The following is a 16,144-nucleotide window of genomic DNA, read 5'->3' as shown; positions in this document are numbered from 1 at the left end:
CTTGGGGGCCCAGTGACCATCCGCCACATCGTCAGCTGGAAGCTGGCAGCAACGGACGAGGCCGAGCGCGACGCGGCGTTCGCCACGATGCAGTCCGAACTCGAGGCACTCGCCGGGTTCATGCCGGACGACATCGAGCGCCTCCAGGTCGGACGCAACATCGCCTACCCGGAGAGCAACTGGGACGTCGTGCTGGTCGGCGACTACCCGAGCCTCGAAGCCTTGGAGCGCTACCAGGTCCACCCGGAGCATGTCCGCGTGGTGCAGATCGTCCGCCAGCTCGTGGTCGAGCGCTCCGCGGTCGACTTCCAGCTCGACTGAGCCCGGCGCCCGCAGGACTCAGGCCATGACGCCGACGGCCACGGTGCCGTCGAGCTCGTCGTCGCGGACGATCGACGCCGTGAGGCCCGCCGCCCGCATGAGCGTTGCGGTCTCGGGAGCCTGACGTTCGCTCGTCTCGATCAGGATGGCGCCGGTCGGAGCGAGCCAGTCCGGGGCCTGCGCGATGATCCGACGCTGGACGTCGAGCCCGTCGGCACCGCCGTCGAGCGCGATCACGGCCTCGTGCTCCCGAGCCTCGGGCGGCATCGTCGCCATCGACGCCGTCGGGACGTAGGGGGCGTTCGCGAGCAGGACATCGACGCGCCCCGCGAGCGCTCGGGGTAGCCCGTCGAACAGGTCTCCGAGCAGGGCGTGCCCACCGAGCGGCTCGACGTTGCGCCGTGCGCAGTCCACCGCGGCGAGGTCGATGTCCGACGCCCAGACATCGATGGGGCCGGGCGCCTCGGTGAGGAGCGCACTCCCGACGGCCGCGGCACCGCAGCAGAGCTCGACGACCACCGAATCCTTCCGGAGGCGCGGGAGGGCGACGTCGACCAGGAGCTCGGTGCGTCGCCTCGGCACGAAGACCCCGTCCTCGACGACAACCCGGCGGCCCCGGAACGCGACCCAGCCGAGGACATGCTCGAGCGGCCGGCCGGCGACCCGTGCCGCGACCATCCGTTCGAGTCGATCCGGATCATCCGATTCGGCGAGGAGGAGAGCCGCCTCGTCCTCGGCGAAGACGCACCCCGCCGCACGAAGGCGCAGGACCACGGATTCGGCGGTCGCGTTCATCTGGCCTACACCCCTCGCCCACCTGCGACGGACGCCGCACGGTCGGTGCGAGTCACGCTACCGTCGCGTCCGGGCTCGCACCAGAGCGGTGGTCAGAGCTGTTCTGCTGCGGCGAGCACGCCGGGCAGCCAGGCGAGCGCGACGTCCTTCTTGCGCTCGAACCCGCCGTCGTCGTGCAGACCGAACTCACCGAACCGGGTCGCGCCGTGCTCGGTGAGCAGGGCGTCGAGCAGCGAGCTGCCCTGGTTGTACGTGTCCTCGTAGCTGCTGTCGCCCAGCCCGAAGATGGCGTACCGGAGCCCGTCGAGTTCCACGTCGGACTCCTCGAGCGCCTCGTAGAAGATCTGGCCGGTCTCACCGAGGAGGCCGTCGCCGTACGTCGACGTGATGAAGATGTGGATCTCGTCGGCCGACAGCTCCGCGGGGTCGACGTCGCCGAGGTCGACGACGCGCCACTGGTGCTGTGAGCCGATGGCCTTACCGAGGTCGCCGGCGAGGCGTTCGGCGTTGCCGGATTCGGTCCCGTACAGGATGACGATCTGCATGGCGTCCTTCCTGCGGGGTTACGGGGCGAGGCGGGTCGGGCCGCGGAACAGGTAGGTGACCTCACGGATGGAGGTCTCGTGCAGCATGAGCATGAGCACGCGGGCGAGGCCCATGCCGAAGCCGCCGTGCGCCGGGACGCCGTAGCGGAAGAAGTCGAGGTAGAACTCGAGCTCCTCGGGCTCCAGACCCTTCTCCTTGGCCTGCTCGACGAGGACGTCGACGCGGTGCTCGCGCTGCGCGCCCGTGGAGATCTCGACGCCGTTGTAGATGAGGTCGTAGCTGTTCGTGAGCGAGCCGTCCTCGGCGTTGCGCATGTGGTAGAACGGCCGGATGCTCGACGCGTAGTCGGTCAGGAAGACGAAGTCGTGACCGAACGTCTCCTTGACGTAGGCCGCGATCTGACGCTCGCCCTCGGGGTCCATGTCGTCGTCGGCGCGGGGGATCTCGTAGCCGCGCTCGGCGACGATGCGCTTGGCCTCGGCCAGCGGGATGCGCGGGAACGGACGCGACGGGACCTCGAGCTCGATGCCGAAGAGCTCCGAGATCTGCTCGCCGTGCTTGTCCTTGACCGCCGTGAAGCCGGTGACGAGGAGCTCCTCGTGCAGCTGCATGACGTCCTCGTGGGACTCGATCCAGCTGATCTCGGCGTCGACGCTCGTGAACTCGGTCGCGTGTCGGCTGGTGAACGACGGGTCGGCGCGGAATGCGGGTCCGACCTCGAACACCTTGCCGAAGCCGGCGGACTGCGCCATCTGCTTGAAGAACTGCGGGGACTGCGCGAGGTACGCCTTGCCCTCGAAGTAGTCGACCTCGAAGAGCTCGGCGCGCGACTCGCTCGCGCTCGCCATGAGCTTCGGGGTGTGGATCTCGATGAAGTCGTTGTCGATCCAGTACTGACGCAGTGCGTGCTCGAACGTCGTCTGGATGCGGAAGATCAGTGCCTGCTTCGGCTGGCGCAGGTCGAGGAAGCGCCAGTCGAGCCGCTTGTCGAGCGAGGAGTCCGCAGCGATCGGCGTCTCGGGGTTGGCGGCGGTGACGACCTCGAGCGTGGCGACCTTGACCTCGATGCCGCCGAGCTTGACGCGCTCGTCGTGCTTGAGCTCGCCGGTGACGGTGATGAAGGAGCCGTGCGCGAGGGCGGAGATCGCCTCGGTGGTGGCGAGGCGGTCGGCGGAGCCCTCGACCTCCGGGTCGACCTCGCGGACGGCCGGGTTCACCAGCTGGACGGCGCCGCTCTCGTCGCGGAGGACGACGAACTGCACCTTCTTCTGGTCGCGGACGGTCTCGACCCATCCGGAGACGGTGACGGGACCGTCGGACAGGGCGGCCAGGTTCTTCACAACGACGCGTTCACTCACCCCGACAGCTTAGCCGTCGCTCGTGGCTCGGACCTGGACGGAGGTCACGGTGAATCCGCAGCTTGGGGAAACGTACACTTGGAGGGTGGTAGCCGACCAGATCCATCTCGTGCGTCACGGCGAGGTGCACAATCCTTCTCGTGTGCTCTACGGTCGACTCCCCGCATTCCGACTGTCCGAGCTCGGTGAGCGCATGGCACAGGCCGCCGCAGACGACCTCGTGAGCCGTGATCGCACGGTGGGCGCGCTCTACGCGTCCCCGCTGCAGCGCACCCAGGAGTCCGCCGCGCCGGTCGCCGCCGCGTTCGGGCTCGCCGTCGTCGCCGAGCCGCGCGTGATCGAACCGTTCAACGAGTTCGAGGGCAAGCGCATGAGCCGCGCCCTGAAGAACCCGCTCAACTGGCCCAAGCTCCGCAACCCGTCCCGCCCGAGCTGGGGTGAGCCGTACGCGTCGATCGTCAACCGCATGACCGCGGCCGTCGAGGACGCCTGGCGCGCGACGCCGTCGGGAGACGTGGTCATCGTCAGCCACCAGCTGCCCATCTGGATGCTGCACAGCTCTGTGGTCGGGGCGCCCTATCGTCACGACCCGCGGAAGCGACGGTGCGCCCTGTCGAGCATCACCAGCTTCGAGCGGACCGAGCAGGGCTTCGTCGAGGTCGGCTACGTCGATCCGGCCGCCCGTCTCTCGTCCGGTGCGACCGATGTCGGGGCCGTCTGATGGCCCGCAGATCGAGGACGTTGGCCGTCGCCGCCGTGCTGGCCGTCGGGGCGCTCCTGCTCACGGCGTGCGGGAGCGACCCGCTCGCCGAGCAGTATCGCGAGGGCAGCAGCAAGGGGTACGTCGCGGGCGACGGCAGCGTGACCGAGGTCGCGCTCGACGACCGTGGCGAGTCGATCAGCTTCTCGGGCGTCGGCGAGGACGGCGAGCAGATCTCCTCCGCGGACCACGCGGGCCAGGTCATGGTCGTGAACTTCTGGTACGCCGCCTGCGCACCCTGCCGCGCGGAGGCGAAGGATCTGCAGGCGCTCAACGAGGCGTACACCGACCAGGGCGCCACCTTCATCGGGGTCAACGTCCGCGACACCGCCGACACCGCGAAGGCGTTCAACGGCACCTTCGGCATCACCTACCCCTCCATCCTCGACGTCGACAGCGGGGAGGCGAAGCTCGCCTTCACGGGCAGCGTCCCACCGAACGCGGTGCCGACCACCATCGTCCTCGACGCCCAAGGTCGGGTCGCCGCACGCATCCTCGGGCAGCTGCAGGACCGCACCATCCTCGACACCCTCATCCGCGACACGATCGCCGAGAGCGCCCCAGAGTGACCCCCGGCGAGCTCGTCTACGGCGGCCAGCTCCTCGTGGCGATCCCGATCGCCATCGCGGCCGGTCTGCTGTCCTTCCTCTCGCCGTGCGTCCTGCCGCTCGTCCCCGGCTATCTCGGATACGTCGGCGGCATGACGACGGTGGAGGAAGGGCGCTCCGGTGCGGGTCGCCGGCGCGTGTTGCTCGGCGTCAGTCTCTTCATCCTCGGCTTCACCGTCGTGTTCGTGGCGATCGCTGCGTTCGTCGGGACGATCGGCGCCTGGTTCGTCGAGTGGGAGGGCGTCATCACCCGCGTCCTCGGTGCGGTCGTCATCCTCATGGGGCTCATCTTCATCGGCCAGTTCTCCCGGCTGCAGCGCACGGTGCGCACCAGCTGGGCACCCGCCACCGGCCTCGCCGGCGCGCCGCTGCTCGGCTTCGTCTTCGCCATCGGCTGGACGCCCTGCCTCGGCCCGACGCTCACCGCGATCAGCGCGCTCTCCCTCTCGGGCGGCTCCGCGTGGCGCGGAGCGCTCCTCGGGCTGTTCTACTGCCTCGGTCTCGGCATCCCATTCCTGCTCGTCGCACTCGGACTCGGTTGGGTCACGGGGTCGTTGGCGTTCCTCAAACGGCACATCCGCACGATCAACATCATCGGCGGCGTGCTCCTCATCGTGATCGGTGTGTTGATGGTGTCTGGTCTCTGGTCCGCTTGGATGTACTCGTTGCAGGGGGTGATGAGCGGCCTTGTCACGCCCCTCTGATCACATCGACTCTGCCGCACCGGCTCCGGCCGACGGCATCAACCAGCCGAAGCTCGGGTTCGTCGGTTGGCTCCGCTTCTTCTGGCGTCAGCTCACGAGCATGCGCACGGCGCTCTTCCTGCTGCTGCTGCTCGCCATCGCCGCGGTGCCCGGGTCGCTCGTCCCGCAACGGTCGAGCGACCCGAACGGCGTCACCCAGTACTTCACCGACAACCCGGACCTCGCGCCCATCCTCGACAAGGTGCAGGCGTTCGACGTCTACAGTTCGGCCTGGTTCTCCGCGATCTACCTGCTGCTGTTCATCTCGCTCATCGGCTGTGTGATCCCGCGGACGAAGCACCACTGGCTCGCCCTGCGCTCCCGCCCGCCGCGGACGCCCGCGCGCCTGTCTCGGCTCTCCGCGTTCGAGCGTCGCAGCGACGACAGCGGCGCGACCGCCGCCGAGCTCATCGACGACGCGACGAAGCAGTTGAAGCGCCAGGGCTACCGTGTCGAGCGTTACGACGCCGAGGGGTCCGCATCGGTGTCCGCCGAGCGCGGCTTCCTCCGCGAGACCGGCAACCTCGTGTTCCACTCGGCCCTCGTCGGCATCCTCGTGACGGTCGGTTTCGGCGGCGGCTTCGGCTTCTCCGGTCAGCGCGTGCTCGTCGAGGGACAGACCTTCGTCAACACCCTGCTCGACTACGACTCCTTCAACCCCGGCCGCTTCTTCAACGAGTCGGAGCTGGCCCCCTACAAGTTGACGCTCGACGAGTTCGGCGTCACCTACGAGACCGAGAACCTCGACGCGTACGGTCAGGCGATCGACTACCGCGCGAAGGTCACGACGACCTCGCCCGGCGGGAAGCCGCAGGACGCGACGATCAAGGTCAACGATCCGCTGCGGTTCGAGGGCACCGACGTCTACCTGCTCGGCAACGGCTACGCGCCGACGATCACCGTCCGTGATCCCGAGGGCAAGGTCGTGTTCAGCGACTCCATCCCGTTCCTGCCGCAGGACGCCCAGCTCACCTCGCTCGGCATCGTCAAGGTCCCGGACGGTCTGGCTGAGCAGCTCGGCATGATCGGGTTCTTCTATCCGACGCAGGCCGCGTCCAAGCCGCCGTTCTTCTCGTCCTACCCCGACCTCGCCTACCCGGTGCTGACGCTCAACGTCTACTCCGGCGACCTCGGTATCAACGCCGGTGCTCCGAAGTCGGTCTACGCGCTCGACGTCGACGACATGAAGCAGCTCACGGGCGGCGACACCGGCGTCGAGTCGATCGAACTCACGCCTGGCCAGATCACGGACCTCCCCAACGGCCTCGGCACGGTGTCCTTCGACAACGTCGCCGCCAACCCGTCGACCGAGAACTACGCCGGCTCCGTCAAGCGGTTCGCCTCGTTCGACGTGCACCATGACCCGACCCAGCTCTGGGTGCTCGCATTCGCCATCCTCGCCCTGTCCGGCCTCATCACCTCGCTCTTCGTCGCCAGACGCCGCGTCTGGGTGAAGGCCGTGACCGGGAGCGACGGCACCGTCTCCCTCGAATACGCCGGGCTCGCCCGCGGCGAGGACCCCGGCCTCGAAGCGGCCGTCGCGGCGATCGCCGAAGCGCACAGTCCAACGCCTGTCCCGTCCGAACCCGAAGGTAGAATCACCCCGTGACCCTCGTCGAAATCTCGAACCTCTGCCTCTGGTCGGCCGTCGCCGTCTACGCGCTGGCGTTCATCGCCTTCACGTTCGACCTCGCGCGCCGCAGCGCCGAGGTCACCGCGGCGATCGACGCGGCCGAGCGGGCCGAGCTGGAACGGTCGGCAGCCGCCGAGGAGCGCGTCGGCGCACTCGCCTCCGCGGCGGCGCGGACCGCCGCACCGATCGTCACGAGCGACGGTGTCCCGCGCAAGACCCGCCGTCCCTCGGACGAGCCCGAGCAGCAGGCGTCGCGCAAGTCGCCGAGTCTCCGGGTCGGGGTCTCGCTCACCGTCATCGCCTTCCTGCTTCACCTCGTCGCGGACGTGACGCGCGGTATCGCCGCCGGTCGTGTCCCGTGGGCGAACATGTACGAGTTCGCGATGACGGGCACGCTGCTCATCGTCGCGGTGTTCCTCGTGGTCATCGCACGGGTGGACCTCCGGTTCCTCGGCAGCTTCGTGATCGGCCTCGTGACCGTGCTCCTCGGCCTCGCGACCGCGAACTTCTACGTCGAGGTCGTCCCGCTGCCGCCGGCGCTGCAGTCGGCGTGGCTCGTCATCCACGTGTTCGTCGCGAGCCTCGGTACGGCGTTCTTCGCCATCGGCTTCGCGTTGAGCGTCGTGCAGCTCCTGCAGGGGCGTCGTGAGCGTCGGCTCGGGCTCGTGCAGCCCACCCAGGGCTCCGGGCGTCTCCGCTTCCTGCTCACCCTCCCGAACGCGGAGCGCCTCGAAAACCTCGCATACCGCGTCAACATCATCGGCTTCATCTTCTGGACCTTCACGCTCATGGCCGGTGCCATCTGGGCGGAGCGCGCCTGGGGTCGGTACTGGGGCTGGGACACCAAGGAGGTGTGGACCTTCATCATCTGGGTGATCTTCGCCGGGTACATCCACGCCAGGGCGACGCGCGGCTGGCGCGGATCACGGGCGGCCACGCTCGCGATCATCGGCTTCAGCGCCGTGATGTTCAACTTCGTCGTCGTGAACGTGTTCTTCAAGGGTCTGCACGCCTACAGCGGTCTGTAGGTCTCCGACGCACCGGTCCCTGAGCCTGTCGAAGGGCTAGCCGAGCAACGCGTGGGTACGGCGGAGTCGGTCGAGCCACCAGGCCGTGCGCTCCGGAGACGCCGTGAAACGCTCGAGGAGATCGGCGTCCACCTCGACGCGGCGGACGGCGATGCCGCCGTCCACGGGATCGAGCGGGGCGGTCGTCACGTCGCCGCCGAGGAGCGCGGTGGTGGCGAGGCCGCAGTCGTAGTCGAGTTCCGGCAGGGCCGCCGCGAGGTGGGCGCCCATGGAGATGCCGACGGAGGTGTCCAGCGCGCTCGAGACGACGATCGGCAGGCCGGCCTCGCCCGCGATGCCGAGCGCGGCGTGCACGCCGCCGAGCGGCTGCGCCTTCACGACGAGCAGGTCGGCGGCGCCGGCGCGAGCCACGGCCAGGGGGTCCTCGGCTTTGCGGACGCTCTCGTCCGCCGCGACGGCGACGTCCAAGGAGGAGACCCGTTCGCGGATCTCGGCGAGTTCCGCGACGGTCGCGCAGGGCTGCTCGACGTACTCGAGGTCGAAGGGTTCGAGGGCGCGGATGGCGTGTTCGGCCTCGTCGACGGTCCAGTTGGTGTTGGCGTCCACACGGAGTCGACCCTCGGGTCCGATGGCCCGCCGGACGGCGACGACGCGCGCGACGTCGTCGGCGAGCACCTGCCCGCGCTCGGCGACCTTCACCTTCGCAGTGCGGCAGCCCGGGAAGCGGGAGAGGATCGACGGGACGTCCGCCGCATCCACGGCCGGGACCGTCGCGTTCACGAGGATGCGATCCCGGTGGAGGGGTGGGAGGTCCGACCAGCCGAAGTCGATGGCGGCCCGGAGCCACGCGGCCGACTCCTGGTCGTCGTATTCGACGAAGGGGGAGAACTCCGTCCACCCGGCGGGCCCGCGGAAGAGGACGGCCTCGCGGGTGTCGATGCCCCGGAACCGGACGCGGAGGGGGATGGAGACCACGCGGGCGGTGGCGAGGACGTCGTCGAGGTTCGCTTGCATGTCCCCATCCTGCACCCGGAGGTCGGAAGCCGTCGCGGGACGCCCGTGACACAATCGATCCCGTGCCGCTGTTCTCCCGACGCAAGCCGATGCCCGGCGATCGGCGAAGCGTGCCCGCGGACGAACCCGCCGCCTTCTCGGTGCCCGAGCCGATCTTCGAGCGGAGTCCCGAGGCCGAGGTGCCCCCGGTGATCGAGGAAGCGCCCGGCGGATCCTCAGACGAGCCGCGCGATCCGAACGCCCCGCCGATCCCCGGGGCGCCGCCGGCAGCCGCGTCCTCGGCCGCGCGAGTGCCAGCCGCCCCGGAGCGCACGCCCGAGGAGCTGGAGGCGGAGACCGCCAGGTTCCGGCGTCCGGGGTCCCGAGGACGACGGACACCGCGGGAGCCCGCATCGCGGAAGCCGTCGTCGCGTCGGCAACGGAAGGCGGCGGAACGCGCGCCCACCTCGCAACCGGAGGTCGCGGCGATCCACGCCGACGACGGCGAGCGGACTCCGGCGGCGCACCCGCCTGCCGCCGGTGCATCCCCGACGGGTCTGGACGAACCCGGCGCGCGGAGTCGGGGTGTCGTCGCCTCCTTCTCCCCGCTCGCCCTGCTCGGCGCGGTGGTGGCGGTGACGCTCTTCACCGTCCTGCTGGCCGTCAGCTACCGGCCCGGCGAGGGGGCCTGGGCCATCCTCGTGGCGTTCGCCCTCGTCGTCGTCGTGCAGATCGTGCTGCTCGTCGGGAGTGTCATCGTCATCCGCCGGAAGGTGCGGCGCCGCTGGGGCGTGCTGGCGCTGGTGCTCCTCCTCGTCGTCAATCCGGCCACGGCGATGGCGGTCGGAGGTCTCTCCACGGACCGGGCGGGGGACGGCTCCTCCGCCGGCGGCAGCGGCGACGAGGAGCACGACCCGATCTGGGACACCTACCCGGGGTCCGCCTACGTCGACGCGAAGGAGACCCTCGACGGGCCGAGCTACGAGGACTTCGTCGGGACGTCCGACGAGATGCTCGCGGAGATCCGGACGGCGTTGACCGCGGAGTTCGGATTCGACTGGGTGGAGCGACAGCCCGCCGAGACGGAAGTCGATCAGAACGGGTACGGCGGGGACTCCATGCTCTTCGAGTACACGGCGCCGGTGTGGCAGACGACGACGACCGTGCGCACCTTCGAGGAGAAGTCGCGGGTGGTCGAGCTCATCCGACAGGTCCTGCTCCGCTACGGCATCGCGAACCTCGATATGCAGAACGCGCCGTCCTCCTGGCGTGAGCCGGGCGAGCTCACCGAACGGTACGGTGGCGAGACCCTCGACACCCAGGCGCTGTGGGATCTGCACACCTACAACGCCATCACGGGGGCCGGCGACTTCCGGACGAGCATCGTCGATCTCACGCTCGACTCGGCCGGCACGGTCGCGAAGGACCGCGAGTTCGACGTCGACTACTCCGACATGGCGGCGGAGGGCATCGAGCTGCACCTCGACTCCTACGCGCTCCTGAAGGATGCGGACCGCGCCGACTACCTGGAGGCGCTCAAGCCCTACGCGGACCTCGACAAGCCGAAGTAGTGCCTAGGCTGGACGCATGAGCGATCGAGTGTCCGAACTGTTCGACCCGGAGATCTGGGACGTCGTACCGGGGTTCGAGGACCTCACCGATCTGACGTACCACGTCGCGCGCGAGGGCGGCTTCGTGCGCATCGCGTTCGACCGCCCCGAGGTGCGCAACGCCTTCCGCCCGCACACCGTCGACGAGCTGTACCGCGCGCTCGACCACGCGCGCCAGAGCCCGACGGTCGGCGTGGTGCTGCTCACCGGCAACGGTCCGAGCGCGAAGGACGGCGGCTGGGCGTTCTGCTCGGGCGGCGACCAGCGCATCCGTGGTCGCGACGGCTACCGGTACGCGAGCGACGACGCCGCAGACGACGAGACGGCGAGCGGCATCGACGCCGCGCGCAACGGTCGCCTGCACATCCTCGAGGTCCAGCGCCTCATCCGCTTCATGCCGAAGGTCGTCATCAACCTCGTTCCAGGGTGGTCCGCGGGCGGTGGGCACTCCCTCGGTGTGGTGTGCGACCTGTCGATCGCGAGTCGGGAACACGCGCGGTTCAAGCAGACCGACGCCGACGTCGGTTCCTTCGACGCCGGGTACGGGAGCGCGTACTTCGCCAAGCAGGTGGGTCAGAAGTTCGCCCGCGAGGTGTTCTTCCTCGCCCAGGAGTACGACGCGGAGCGCGCGCTGCAGGCGGGCGCGATCAACGCGGTCGTCCCGCACGCCGAGCTCGAGCAGACGGGGGTCGCCTGGGCCCGCACCATCCTCGGCAAGTCGCCGACCGCCATCCGCATGCTCAAGTTCGCCTTCAACGCCGTCGACGACGGTCTCGTCGGCCAGCAGGTGTTCGCAGGTGAGGCCACCCGCCTCGCCTACGGCACCGACGAGGCGGTGGAGGGGCGCGACGCCTTCCTGGAGAAGCGCAAGCCGGACTGGGCTCCGTTCCCCTGGCAGTTCTGAGCTCCGTGACGTCGAGGGGTCGGCGGAGCACCGATGGACCCGGCGTACGCTGAATCCATGACCCGTCAGCTGCTCCCCGTCGACGCGTCCGCCTCGGCGATGCTCGCAGCCCTGGAGACGGCGCTCGACGGTTCCGGACCGGCAGTGCTCCCGGCGCAGCGCGGATCCTCCGCGGCACCGGCCGTGGTCGACGACCGGGTGGCCCTCGTAATCGAGACGTCCGGCTCGACGGGCGTGCCGAAGCGGGTCGCCCTCGCGGCCGACGCCCTCCTGGCCAGCGCGGCGGGTTCCGCGGTGGCCCTGGGCGGCCCTGAGGCCCACCGCCGTTCCTCGCAGTGGATCCTGGCGCTCCCGACGCATTACATCGCCGGCGTCAATGTGCTGCTCCGGTCGATCGTCGCCGGGACCAGGCCGATCGAGGCCCCGGCTGGATCGTTCGACGCCCGCGCGTTCTGCGGACTCGTCGAGCGGCTCGACGCCGATGACGGCTTCGTGGCCCTCGTGCCGGCGCAGCTGCGCCTGCTCGTCGACGCCGCCGAGACGAGCCCATCCGTGCGTGACGCGCTCGCCGGACTCGCCGGGCTGCTCGTCGGGGGACAGGCCACCCCCGCTCCGCTGCTCGAGCGGTCCGCAGCGCTCGGCATCCGCGTCGTGCGGAGCTACGGTTCCAGCGAGACGTCCGGCGGCTGTCTCTACGACGGCGTGCCGTTCCGCGGTGTCGAACCCCGGCTGGCGGACGGGGAGCTCCTCCTCGCCGGGCCGGTGCTCGCCGAGGGCTACCTCGGCGAACCGGACCGCACGGCGACCGCCTTCCCGGACGACGGCGGCCGACGGTGGTACCGCACCGGCGACACCGCCGAGTTCGTCGACGGCGTCGTCCGGGTGACCGGGCGGGCCGACAACGTGATCATCAGCGGCGGGGTGAACATCTCCCTCGACCGTGTGCAGGCGGTCGTCCGGTCGGTGCCGGGGCTGGCCGAGGCCGTCGTCGTCGCCGTCGCCGAGGAGCGGTTCGGTCAGGCGTCCGTGATCGTGACGGACGCCGCGACCCCCGCCGATCATCTGGCGGACGACGCACTGCTCCAGGCCGCGCGGGACACGGTCGCGGAGGCGCTCGGCCGCCCGGCCCGCCCCGCCCGACTGGTCCGTCTGGCAGAGCTGCCGCTGCTCGCGAGCGGCAAACCCGACCTCGTCGCACTCCGCTCGCGACTGGGTTGAGCCCGTCCTCCGCGTGACCGCGAGGGCCGGTTTGCAGGCGGTTGTCGCATAGGGCATGCTCTCTCATGCGTGTCGACGAGCGACCGTAGCCGGGGGACGACGACAGGTGACAACGGGGACCGACACGGGCGCTGCGCCCACGAGGCCGACGACGGCGTTCCGCGCCGACATTCAGGGGATGCGGGCGGTCGCAGTCACCGCCGTGATCCTCGCCCACGCGACCGGCCGACCGGCCGGCGGCTTCGTGGGTGTGGACGTGTTCTTCGTGATCTCCGGCTTCCTCATCACCGGGTTGCTCCTGCGCGAGCACGAGCGTTCCGGACGCATCTCCCTGCCGGCCTTCTTCGGTCGGCGGATCAAGCGGATCCTGCCCGCGTCGCTCGTCGTCCTCGCCGCGACCGTCGCGCTGGCGTCGTGGCTCTTCAACGCGCCGCGGGCGCTCGCGACCTGGTGGGACGCGGTGTCGGCCGCGCTGCTCGTCTCGAACTGGCGCTTCGAGGCGTCGGGCACCGACTACTTCCACGCGACGGACGCCGCATCACCGCTGCAGCACTTCTGGTCCCTCTCGATCGAGGAGCAGTTCTACCTCGTGTGGCCGGTGCTGCTCCTCGTCCTCCTCGCCGTCGCGGCCCGCGGAGCCCGACCCGTGATGCGCTCGCGCCTCGTCGTCGGTGGCGTCCTCGTCATCCTCATCGCGGCCTCCTTCGCCGTCGCCGTGTGGCAGTCGGGGGCGGCCCCGCAGGCCGCCTATTTCGCGACCGGCGCGCGAGTGTGGGAGCTGGGGGCCGGCGCACTCCTGGCCGTGTTCGCTCCGCTCCTCGCCCGGGTGCCGCCGGCGCTCCGGGTGGTCGCCGGATGGGCGGGGCTCGTCGGCATCGTCGCATCCGCGCTGCTCATCACCGGGTCGATCGGGTTCCCCGGGCCCTGGGCGGTCGCCCCCGTCGCCGCCGCGATGCTGGTCATCGCCGCCGGGACCGGAGCCGGTCCCGCGTACCCGCGCTGGATGTTCCCGCTCACGAACCCGCTGAGCCGTGGCGTCGGAGCGATCTCCTACTCGCTCTACCTCTGGCACCTCCCGATCCTCGTGTTCGTACCGATGCTCGTCCCCGACACCGCCCTCAGCACGGTCCCGGGTATGCTCGGGCTCATCCTCGGGGTCTCGGTGCTCTCCTTCCTGCTCATCGAACAGCCGTTGCACCGCACGCCGCTCGTGGGTTCCTTCCACGGCGACCGCGACGCCAGGGACGCCGCCTGGACCGCCTGGCGCGAGCGGTTCGCCTCCCAGTTCCTCTACTCGGCGGTCGGGCTCGTGATCGTCGCCGGGCTCGCGGTGATCGCCATCGGCCCCGCGCTCCGCATGCCGGTGGCCACCGGGGGACCGGCGGCAGTCGCGGCACCGGCGGGAGACCCGCTCCAGGGCATCGCCGCCGAGCTGCAACTCGCGAGCCAGGCTTCCGCATGGCCCGACAACCTCTCGCCGAGCCTCGACGACGCGATCCGCGCGACCTCGAGCACCAACCCCGCCCGGGCCTGTTTCGACCTGGGTTCGACGCCCGACGACGGCTCGTGCACCTGGGGCGATGCGTCCGCGCCGAAGCACGTCTACCTCGTCGGCGACTCGACCGCGCTCGCCTACGCGCCGGCGTTCCGGGCCATCGCCGATCAGAGCAGCGGGGCCGTACGGATCACCACCATCGGTCTGTACGGGTGCCGCTTCACGCAGGATCTCATCCAGAACAGCGGCGCGGGGGTGATGGACGACTGCCCGACCCGGAAGCACGACATCGCCGAACGCATCGCCGCGGACCAGCCCGACCTCGTGATCGTCTCGAACGCGTTCGCCGCAGGTCGCACCACCGACGGCCGATCGCTCGACACGACGTCGATGGTCGAGTCGGCGCTCGCCGAGACTGCGGGCTATCAGGTCCCCGGCCGCGTCGTGTTCCTCGCGCCACCGCCCCTCGGCGCGGATCTCGGGTCCTGCTACTCGAGGGTGTCCAGTCCGCAGGACTGCGCCGTCGGCGTCGACGCGGCCTGGAACGAGTTCGCGGCGGCGACCGAGTCGGCCGCGACGGCCGCCGGGGAGCGGTTCGTCTCGTCGCTCCCGTTCAGCTGTGTCGACGGCGTCTGCCCGGCCTTCGCCGGGACCACGCCGACGAAGTACGACAGCGTGCACCTCACCCCGGCGTTCGCCGAGCACATCGCCCCGGCGGTCCTCCAGACGCTCCAGGCCGCCGGGGCCCTGTGACGCCGTCCGCCCCGAGGCGCCGCGGGTAGACTCGCCGTCGTGGCACATGGAGCACGGCCAGCAGCGCCGAAACAGCAGAAGACGTCCGCACAGCGCCCCACGGCGGGTCGTGGCGCGAACGGTGGACGATCGGGCAACCCCGCACGCGGTGGCGGTCGCAAGGTCCCCCTCGCGAAGCCGGCGACCTTCGGCGACTGGGTCGGTGCTGCGCGGATCCGCACGCTGCCGATGGCCGTCGCCCCCGTGCTCATCGGCACCGGCGCCGCGACGATCATCGCGGGGCCCGGGGTCTACCACCCGGTCCGTGCACTGCTCTGCCTCGTCGTCGCGCTCGCGCTGCAGATCGGCGTCAACTACGCCAACGACTACTCCGACGGCATCCGCGGAACGGACGACCTGCGGGTCGGCCCGAGCCGATTGACCGGTTCCGGCGCGGCGAAGCCCAAGACGGTCCTCACCGTCGCGCTGGTGTTCTTCGGGATCGCGGCCGTGGCCGGCATCGTCCTCACGATCCTCACCCAGTTCTGGTGGCTGCTCCTCGTCGGGGCGGTCGCGATCGTCGCCGCCTGGTTCTACACGGGCGGGAAGCGTCCCTATGGGTACTTCGCGCTCGGCGAGGTCTTCGTCTTCGTGTTCTTCGGCCTCGTCGCCACACTCGGCACGACCTTCGTCCAGGTCGGGACCGTGAACCAGGAGGCATGGTTCGGCGCGATCGGCGCGGGCCTCATCGCCTGTGCCGCGCTCGTCGTCAACAACCTCCGCGACCTCGAACAGGACAAGGCGGTCGGGAAGCGCACCCTGTCGACCTTCATCGGCCGGATCGCGTCGAAGGTGCTCTACTGCGTCCTGCTGCTCGTGCCGTTCGGCATCGCCGCGTTCCTCGCGCTCTTCTACCCGATCGCCTGGTTCACGATGTTCGCGCTGCTCGCAGCCATCCCGGCGTGCGTGATCGTGCTGTTCTCCACGACGGCCAAAGAGCAGATCCTGGCGCTCAAGCTGACGGGGCTCGTGCAGCTAGCGTTCGGGGTGATCCTCGGTCTGGCGTTCTTCTACACGCCCGGCATCGCCGGCTGACGACGCTTCCGGTGTCGCCGCGCTCGCATCGAGCGCCGCGTCCTCGGAGTCCTCGTCGTCGTGCGGCGTCGGCTTGTCGCCGTGTCGACGGGCGTACAGCTCCTGCGCGACGGTCTCCCGCGGAGTGCGCAGGAAGATGTAGGACACGCAGAGCCCGATGATCGCGGCGATGATCGCGGCGACCCAGGGCTGCAGACCCGTGAGGAAGACGAGGAGCAGGAGCGGCACCACGAACGCCAGGAGGCGGAGGATGGTGTACCGGACGGCGGCGGGAACGCGTTTCACCACATAAGTCTAGGCGTCCC

The 16,144-nt window shown here is 70.2% G+C and carries 16 protein-coding genes; 11 read left to right on the top strand and 5 right to left on the bottom strand.

Going from position 1 to position 16,144, the window contains the following annotated elements; translation table 11 throughout:
* The first annotated feature begins 12 nt into the window (after positions 1-12).
* Positions 13-321, top strand: a complete 309-nt coding sequence (locus tag AC4PMY_RS12700) for a Dabb family protein (RefSeq protein ID WP_064294608.1) — start codon at positions 13-15, stop codon at positions 319-321.
* A gap of 18 nt (positions 322-339) precedes the next feature.
* Here the strand turns inward: AC4PMY_RS12700 and AC4PMY_RS12695 are convergent, their stop codons facing one another.
* The 3 genes from AC4PMY_RS12695 to aspS all read right to left on the bottom strand — a co-directional run bounded on the left by AC4PMY_RS12695 (position 340) and on the right by aspS (position 3,020).
* Positions 340-1,116: a putative protein N(5)-glutamine methyltransferase gene (locus AC4PMY_RS12695; RefSeq protein WP_064294607.1), complete on the bottom strand. Its 777-nt coding sequence runs from the start codon at positions 1,114-1,116 to the stop codon at positions 340-342.
* A 92-nt stretch (positions 1,117-1,208) separates the two neighbouring features.
* Positions 1,209-1,661, bottom strand: coding sequence for a flavodoxin domain-containing protein (locus AC4PMY_RS12690; protein WP_064294606.1), 453 nt, complete (start codon positions 1,659-1,661; stop codon positions 1,209-1,211).
* Positions 1,662-1,679: 18 nt separating this feature from the next.
* Positions 1,680-3,020: an aspartate--tRNA(Asn) ligase gene (gene aspS / locus AC4PMY_RS12685; protein ID WP_491622892.1), complete on the bottom strand. Its 1,341-nt coding sequence runs from the start codon at positions 3,018-3,020 to the stop codon at positions 1,680-1,682.
* Between the two features lie 85 nt (positions 3,021-3,105).
* On the opposite strand from aspS, the gene AC4PMY_RS12680 reads away from it, so the two are divergent.
* From AC4PMY_RS12680 to ccsB, 5 genes are read left to right on the top strand one after another with little or no spacing between them, the layout of a single operon-like run.
* Positions 3,106-3,741, top strand: a complete 636-nt coding sequence (locus tag AC4PMY_RS12680; RefSeq protein ID WP_064294604.1) for a histidine phosphatase family protein — start codon at positions 3,106-3,108, stop codon at positions 3,739-3,741.
* Positions 3,741-4,349 (top strand): TlpA family protein disulfide reductase, encoded by a 609-nt coding sequence (locus tag AC4PMY_RS12675; protein WP_064294603.1) that lies wholly within the window; start codon positions 3,741-3,743, stop codon positions 4,347-4,349. Before AC4PMY_RS12680 ends, AC4PMY_RS12675 begins: the two co-directional genes overlap by 1 nt.
* Positions 4,346-5,092 (top strand): cytochrome c biogenesis CcdA family protein, encoded by a 747-nt coding sequence (locus AC4PMY_RS12670; RefSeq protein ID WP_064294602.1) that lies wholly within the window; start codon positions 4,346-4,348, stop codon positions 5,090-5,092. Before AC4PMY_RS12675 ends, AC4PMY_RS12670 begins: the two co-directional genes overlap by 4 nt.
* A complete protein-coding gene (gene resB, locus AC4PMY_RS12665) occupies positions 5,076-6,740 on the top strand; it encodes a cytochrome c biogenesis protein ResB (protein ID WP_064294601.1) in 1,665 nt (554 codons plus the stop codon). Before AC4PMY_RS12670 ends, resB begins: the two co-directional genes overlap by 17 nt.
* The gene (gene ccsB, locus AC4PMY_RS12660; RefSeq protein ID WP_491622891.1) at positions 6,737-7,792 is read left to right on the top strand and encodes a c-type cytochrome biogenesis protein CcsB; all 1,056 of its coding nucleotides are present in this window, start codon (positions 6,737-6,739) and stop codon (positions 7,790-7,792) included. The genes resB and ccsB overlap by 4 nt, the downstream gene beginning before the upstream one ends.
* A 36-nt stretch (positions 7,793-7,828) precedes the next feature.
* On the opposite strand, the gene AC4PMY_RS12655 is transcribed toward ccsB, so the two are convergent.
* Positions 7,829-8,806 carry an o-succinylbenzoate synthase gene (locus AC4PMY_RS12655; protein WP_491622890.1) on the bottom strand — a complete coding sequence of 326 codons (978 nt, stop codon included), beginning with the start codon at positions 8,804-8,806 and terminating at the stop codon, positions 7,829-7,831.
* A gap of 62 nt (positions 8,807-8,868) precedes the next feature.
* Here AC4PMY_RS12655 and AC4PMY_RS12650 point away from each other — a divergent pair, with 62 nt between their 5' ends.
* From AC4PMY_RS12650 to AC4PMY_RS12630, 5 genes are all read left to right on the top strand, one after another.
* On the top strand, positions 8,869-10,356 hold the full coding sequence (locus AC4PMY_RS12650) for a hypothetical protein (protein WP_491622889.1): 1,488 nt from the start codon (positions 8,869-8,871) through the stop codon (positions 10,354-10,356).
* A 16-nt stretch (positions 10,357-10,372) separates the two neighbouring features.
* On the top strand, positions 10,373-11,299 hold the full coding sequence (locus AC4PMY_RS12645) for a 1,4-dihydroxy-2-naphthoyl-CoA synthase (RefSeq protein ID WP_064294597.1): 927 nt from the start codon (positions 10,373-10,375) through the stop codon (positions 11,297-11,299).
* 57 nt (positions 11,300-11,356) lie between these two features.
* On the top strand, positions 11,357-12,517 hold the full coding sequence (locus AC4PMY_RS12640; RefSeq protein ID WP_491622888.1) for an AMP-binding protein: 1,161 nt from the start codon (positions 11,357-11,359) through the stop codon (positions 12,515-12,517).
* Positions 12,518-12,623: 106 nt separating this feature from the next.
* The gene (locus tag AC4PMY_RS12635) at positions 12,624-14,765 is read left to right on the top strand and encodes an acyltransferase family protein (RefSeq protein WP_491622887.1); all 2,142 of its coding nucleotides are present in this window, start codon (positions 12,624-12,626) and stop codon (positions 14,763-14,765) included.
* Positions 14,766-14,804: 39 nt separating this feature from the next.
* The gene (locus AC4PMY_RS12630) at positions 14,805-15,839 is read left to right on the top strand and encodes a 1,4-dihydroxy-2-naphthoate polyprenyltransferase (RefSeq protein WP_071258663.1); all 1,035 of its coding nucleotides are present in this window, start codon (positions 14,805-14,807) and stop codon (positions 15,837-15,839) included.
* Here the strand turns inward: AC4PMY_RS12630 and AC4PMY_RS12625 are convergent.
* Entirely contained in the window at positions 15,780-16,124 is a 345-nt protein-coding gene (locus AC4PMY_RS12625; protein ID WP_064294643.1) for a DUF4229 domain-containing protein, read from the bottom strand. The two genes, AC4PMY_RS12630 and AC4PMY_RS12625, sit on opposite strands and share 60 nt — an antisense overlap.
* Between the last annotated feature and the right edge of the window lie 20 nt (positions 16,125-16,144).

This window comes from Plantibacter sp. MDV22-iso1 (assembly GCF_058408345.1).
The sequence above is the reverse complement of the archived record's forward strand: the minus strand, read 5'-3'. Positions and strand labels throughout refer to the sequence as shown.

Coding starts and splice junctions, on each gene's coding strand:
- AC4PMY_RS12695 (WP_064294607.1), bottom strand. CDS start 1,116: ATGAACGCGACCGCCGAATCCGTGGTCCTGCGCCTTCGTGCGGCGGGG.
- AC4PMY_RS12690 (WP_064294606.1), bottom strand. CDS start 1,661: ATGCAGATCGTCATCCTGTACGGGACCGAATCCGGCAACGCCGAACGC.
- AC4PMY_RS12675 (WP_064294603.1), top strand. CDS start 3,741: ATGGCCCGCAGATCGAGGACGTTGGCCGTCGCCGCCGTGCTGGCCGTC.
- AC4PMY_RS12655 (WP_491622890.1), bottom strand. CDS start 8,806: ATGCAAGCGAACCTCGACGACGTCCTCGCCACCGCCCGCGTGGTCTCC.
- AC4PMY_RS12645 (WP_064294597.1), top strand. CDS start 10,373: ATGAGCGATCGAGTGTCCGAACTGTTCGACCCGGAGATCTGGGACGTC.
- AC4PMY_RS12640 (WP_491622888.1), top strand. CDS start 11,357: ATGACCCGTCAGCTGCTCCCCGTCGACGCGTCCGCCTCGGCGATGCTC.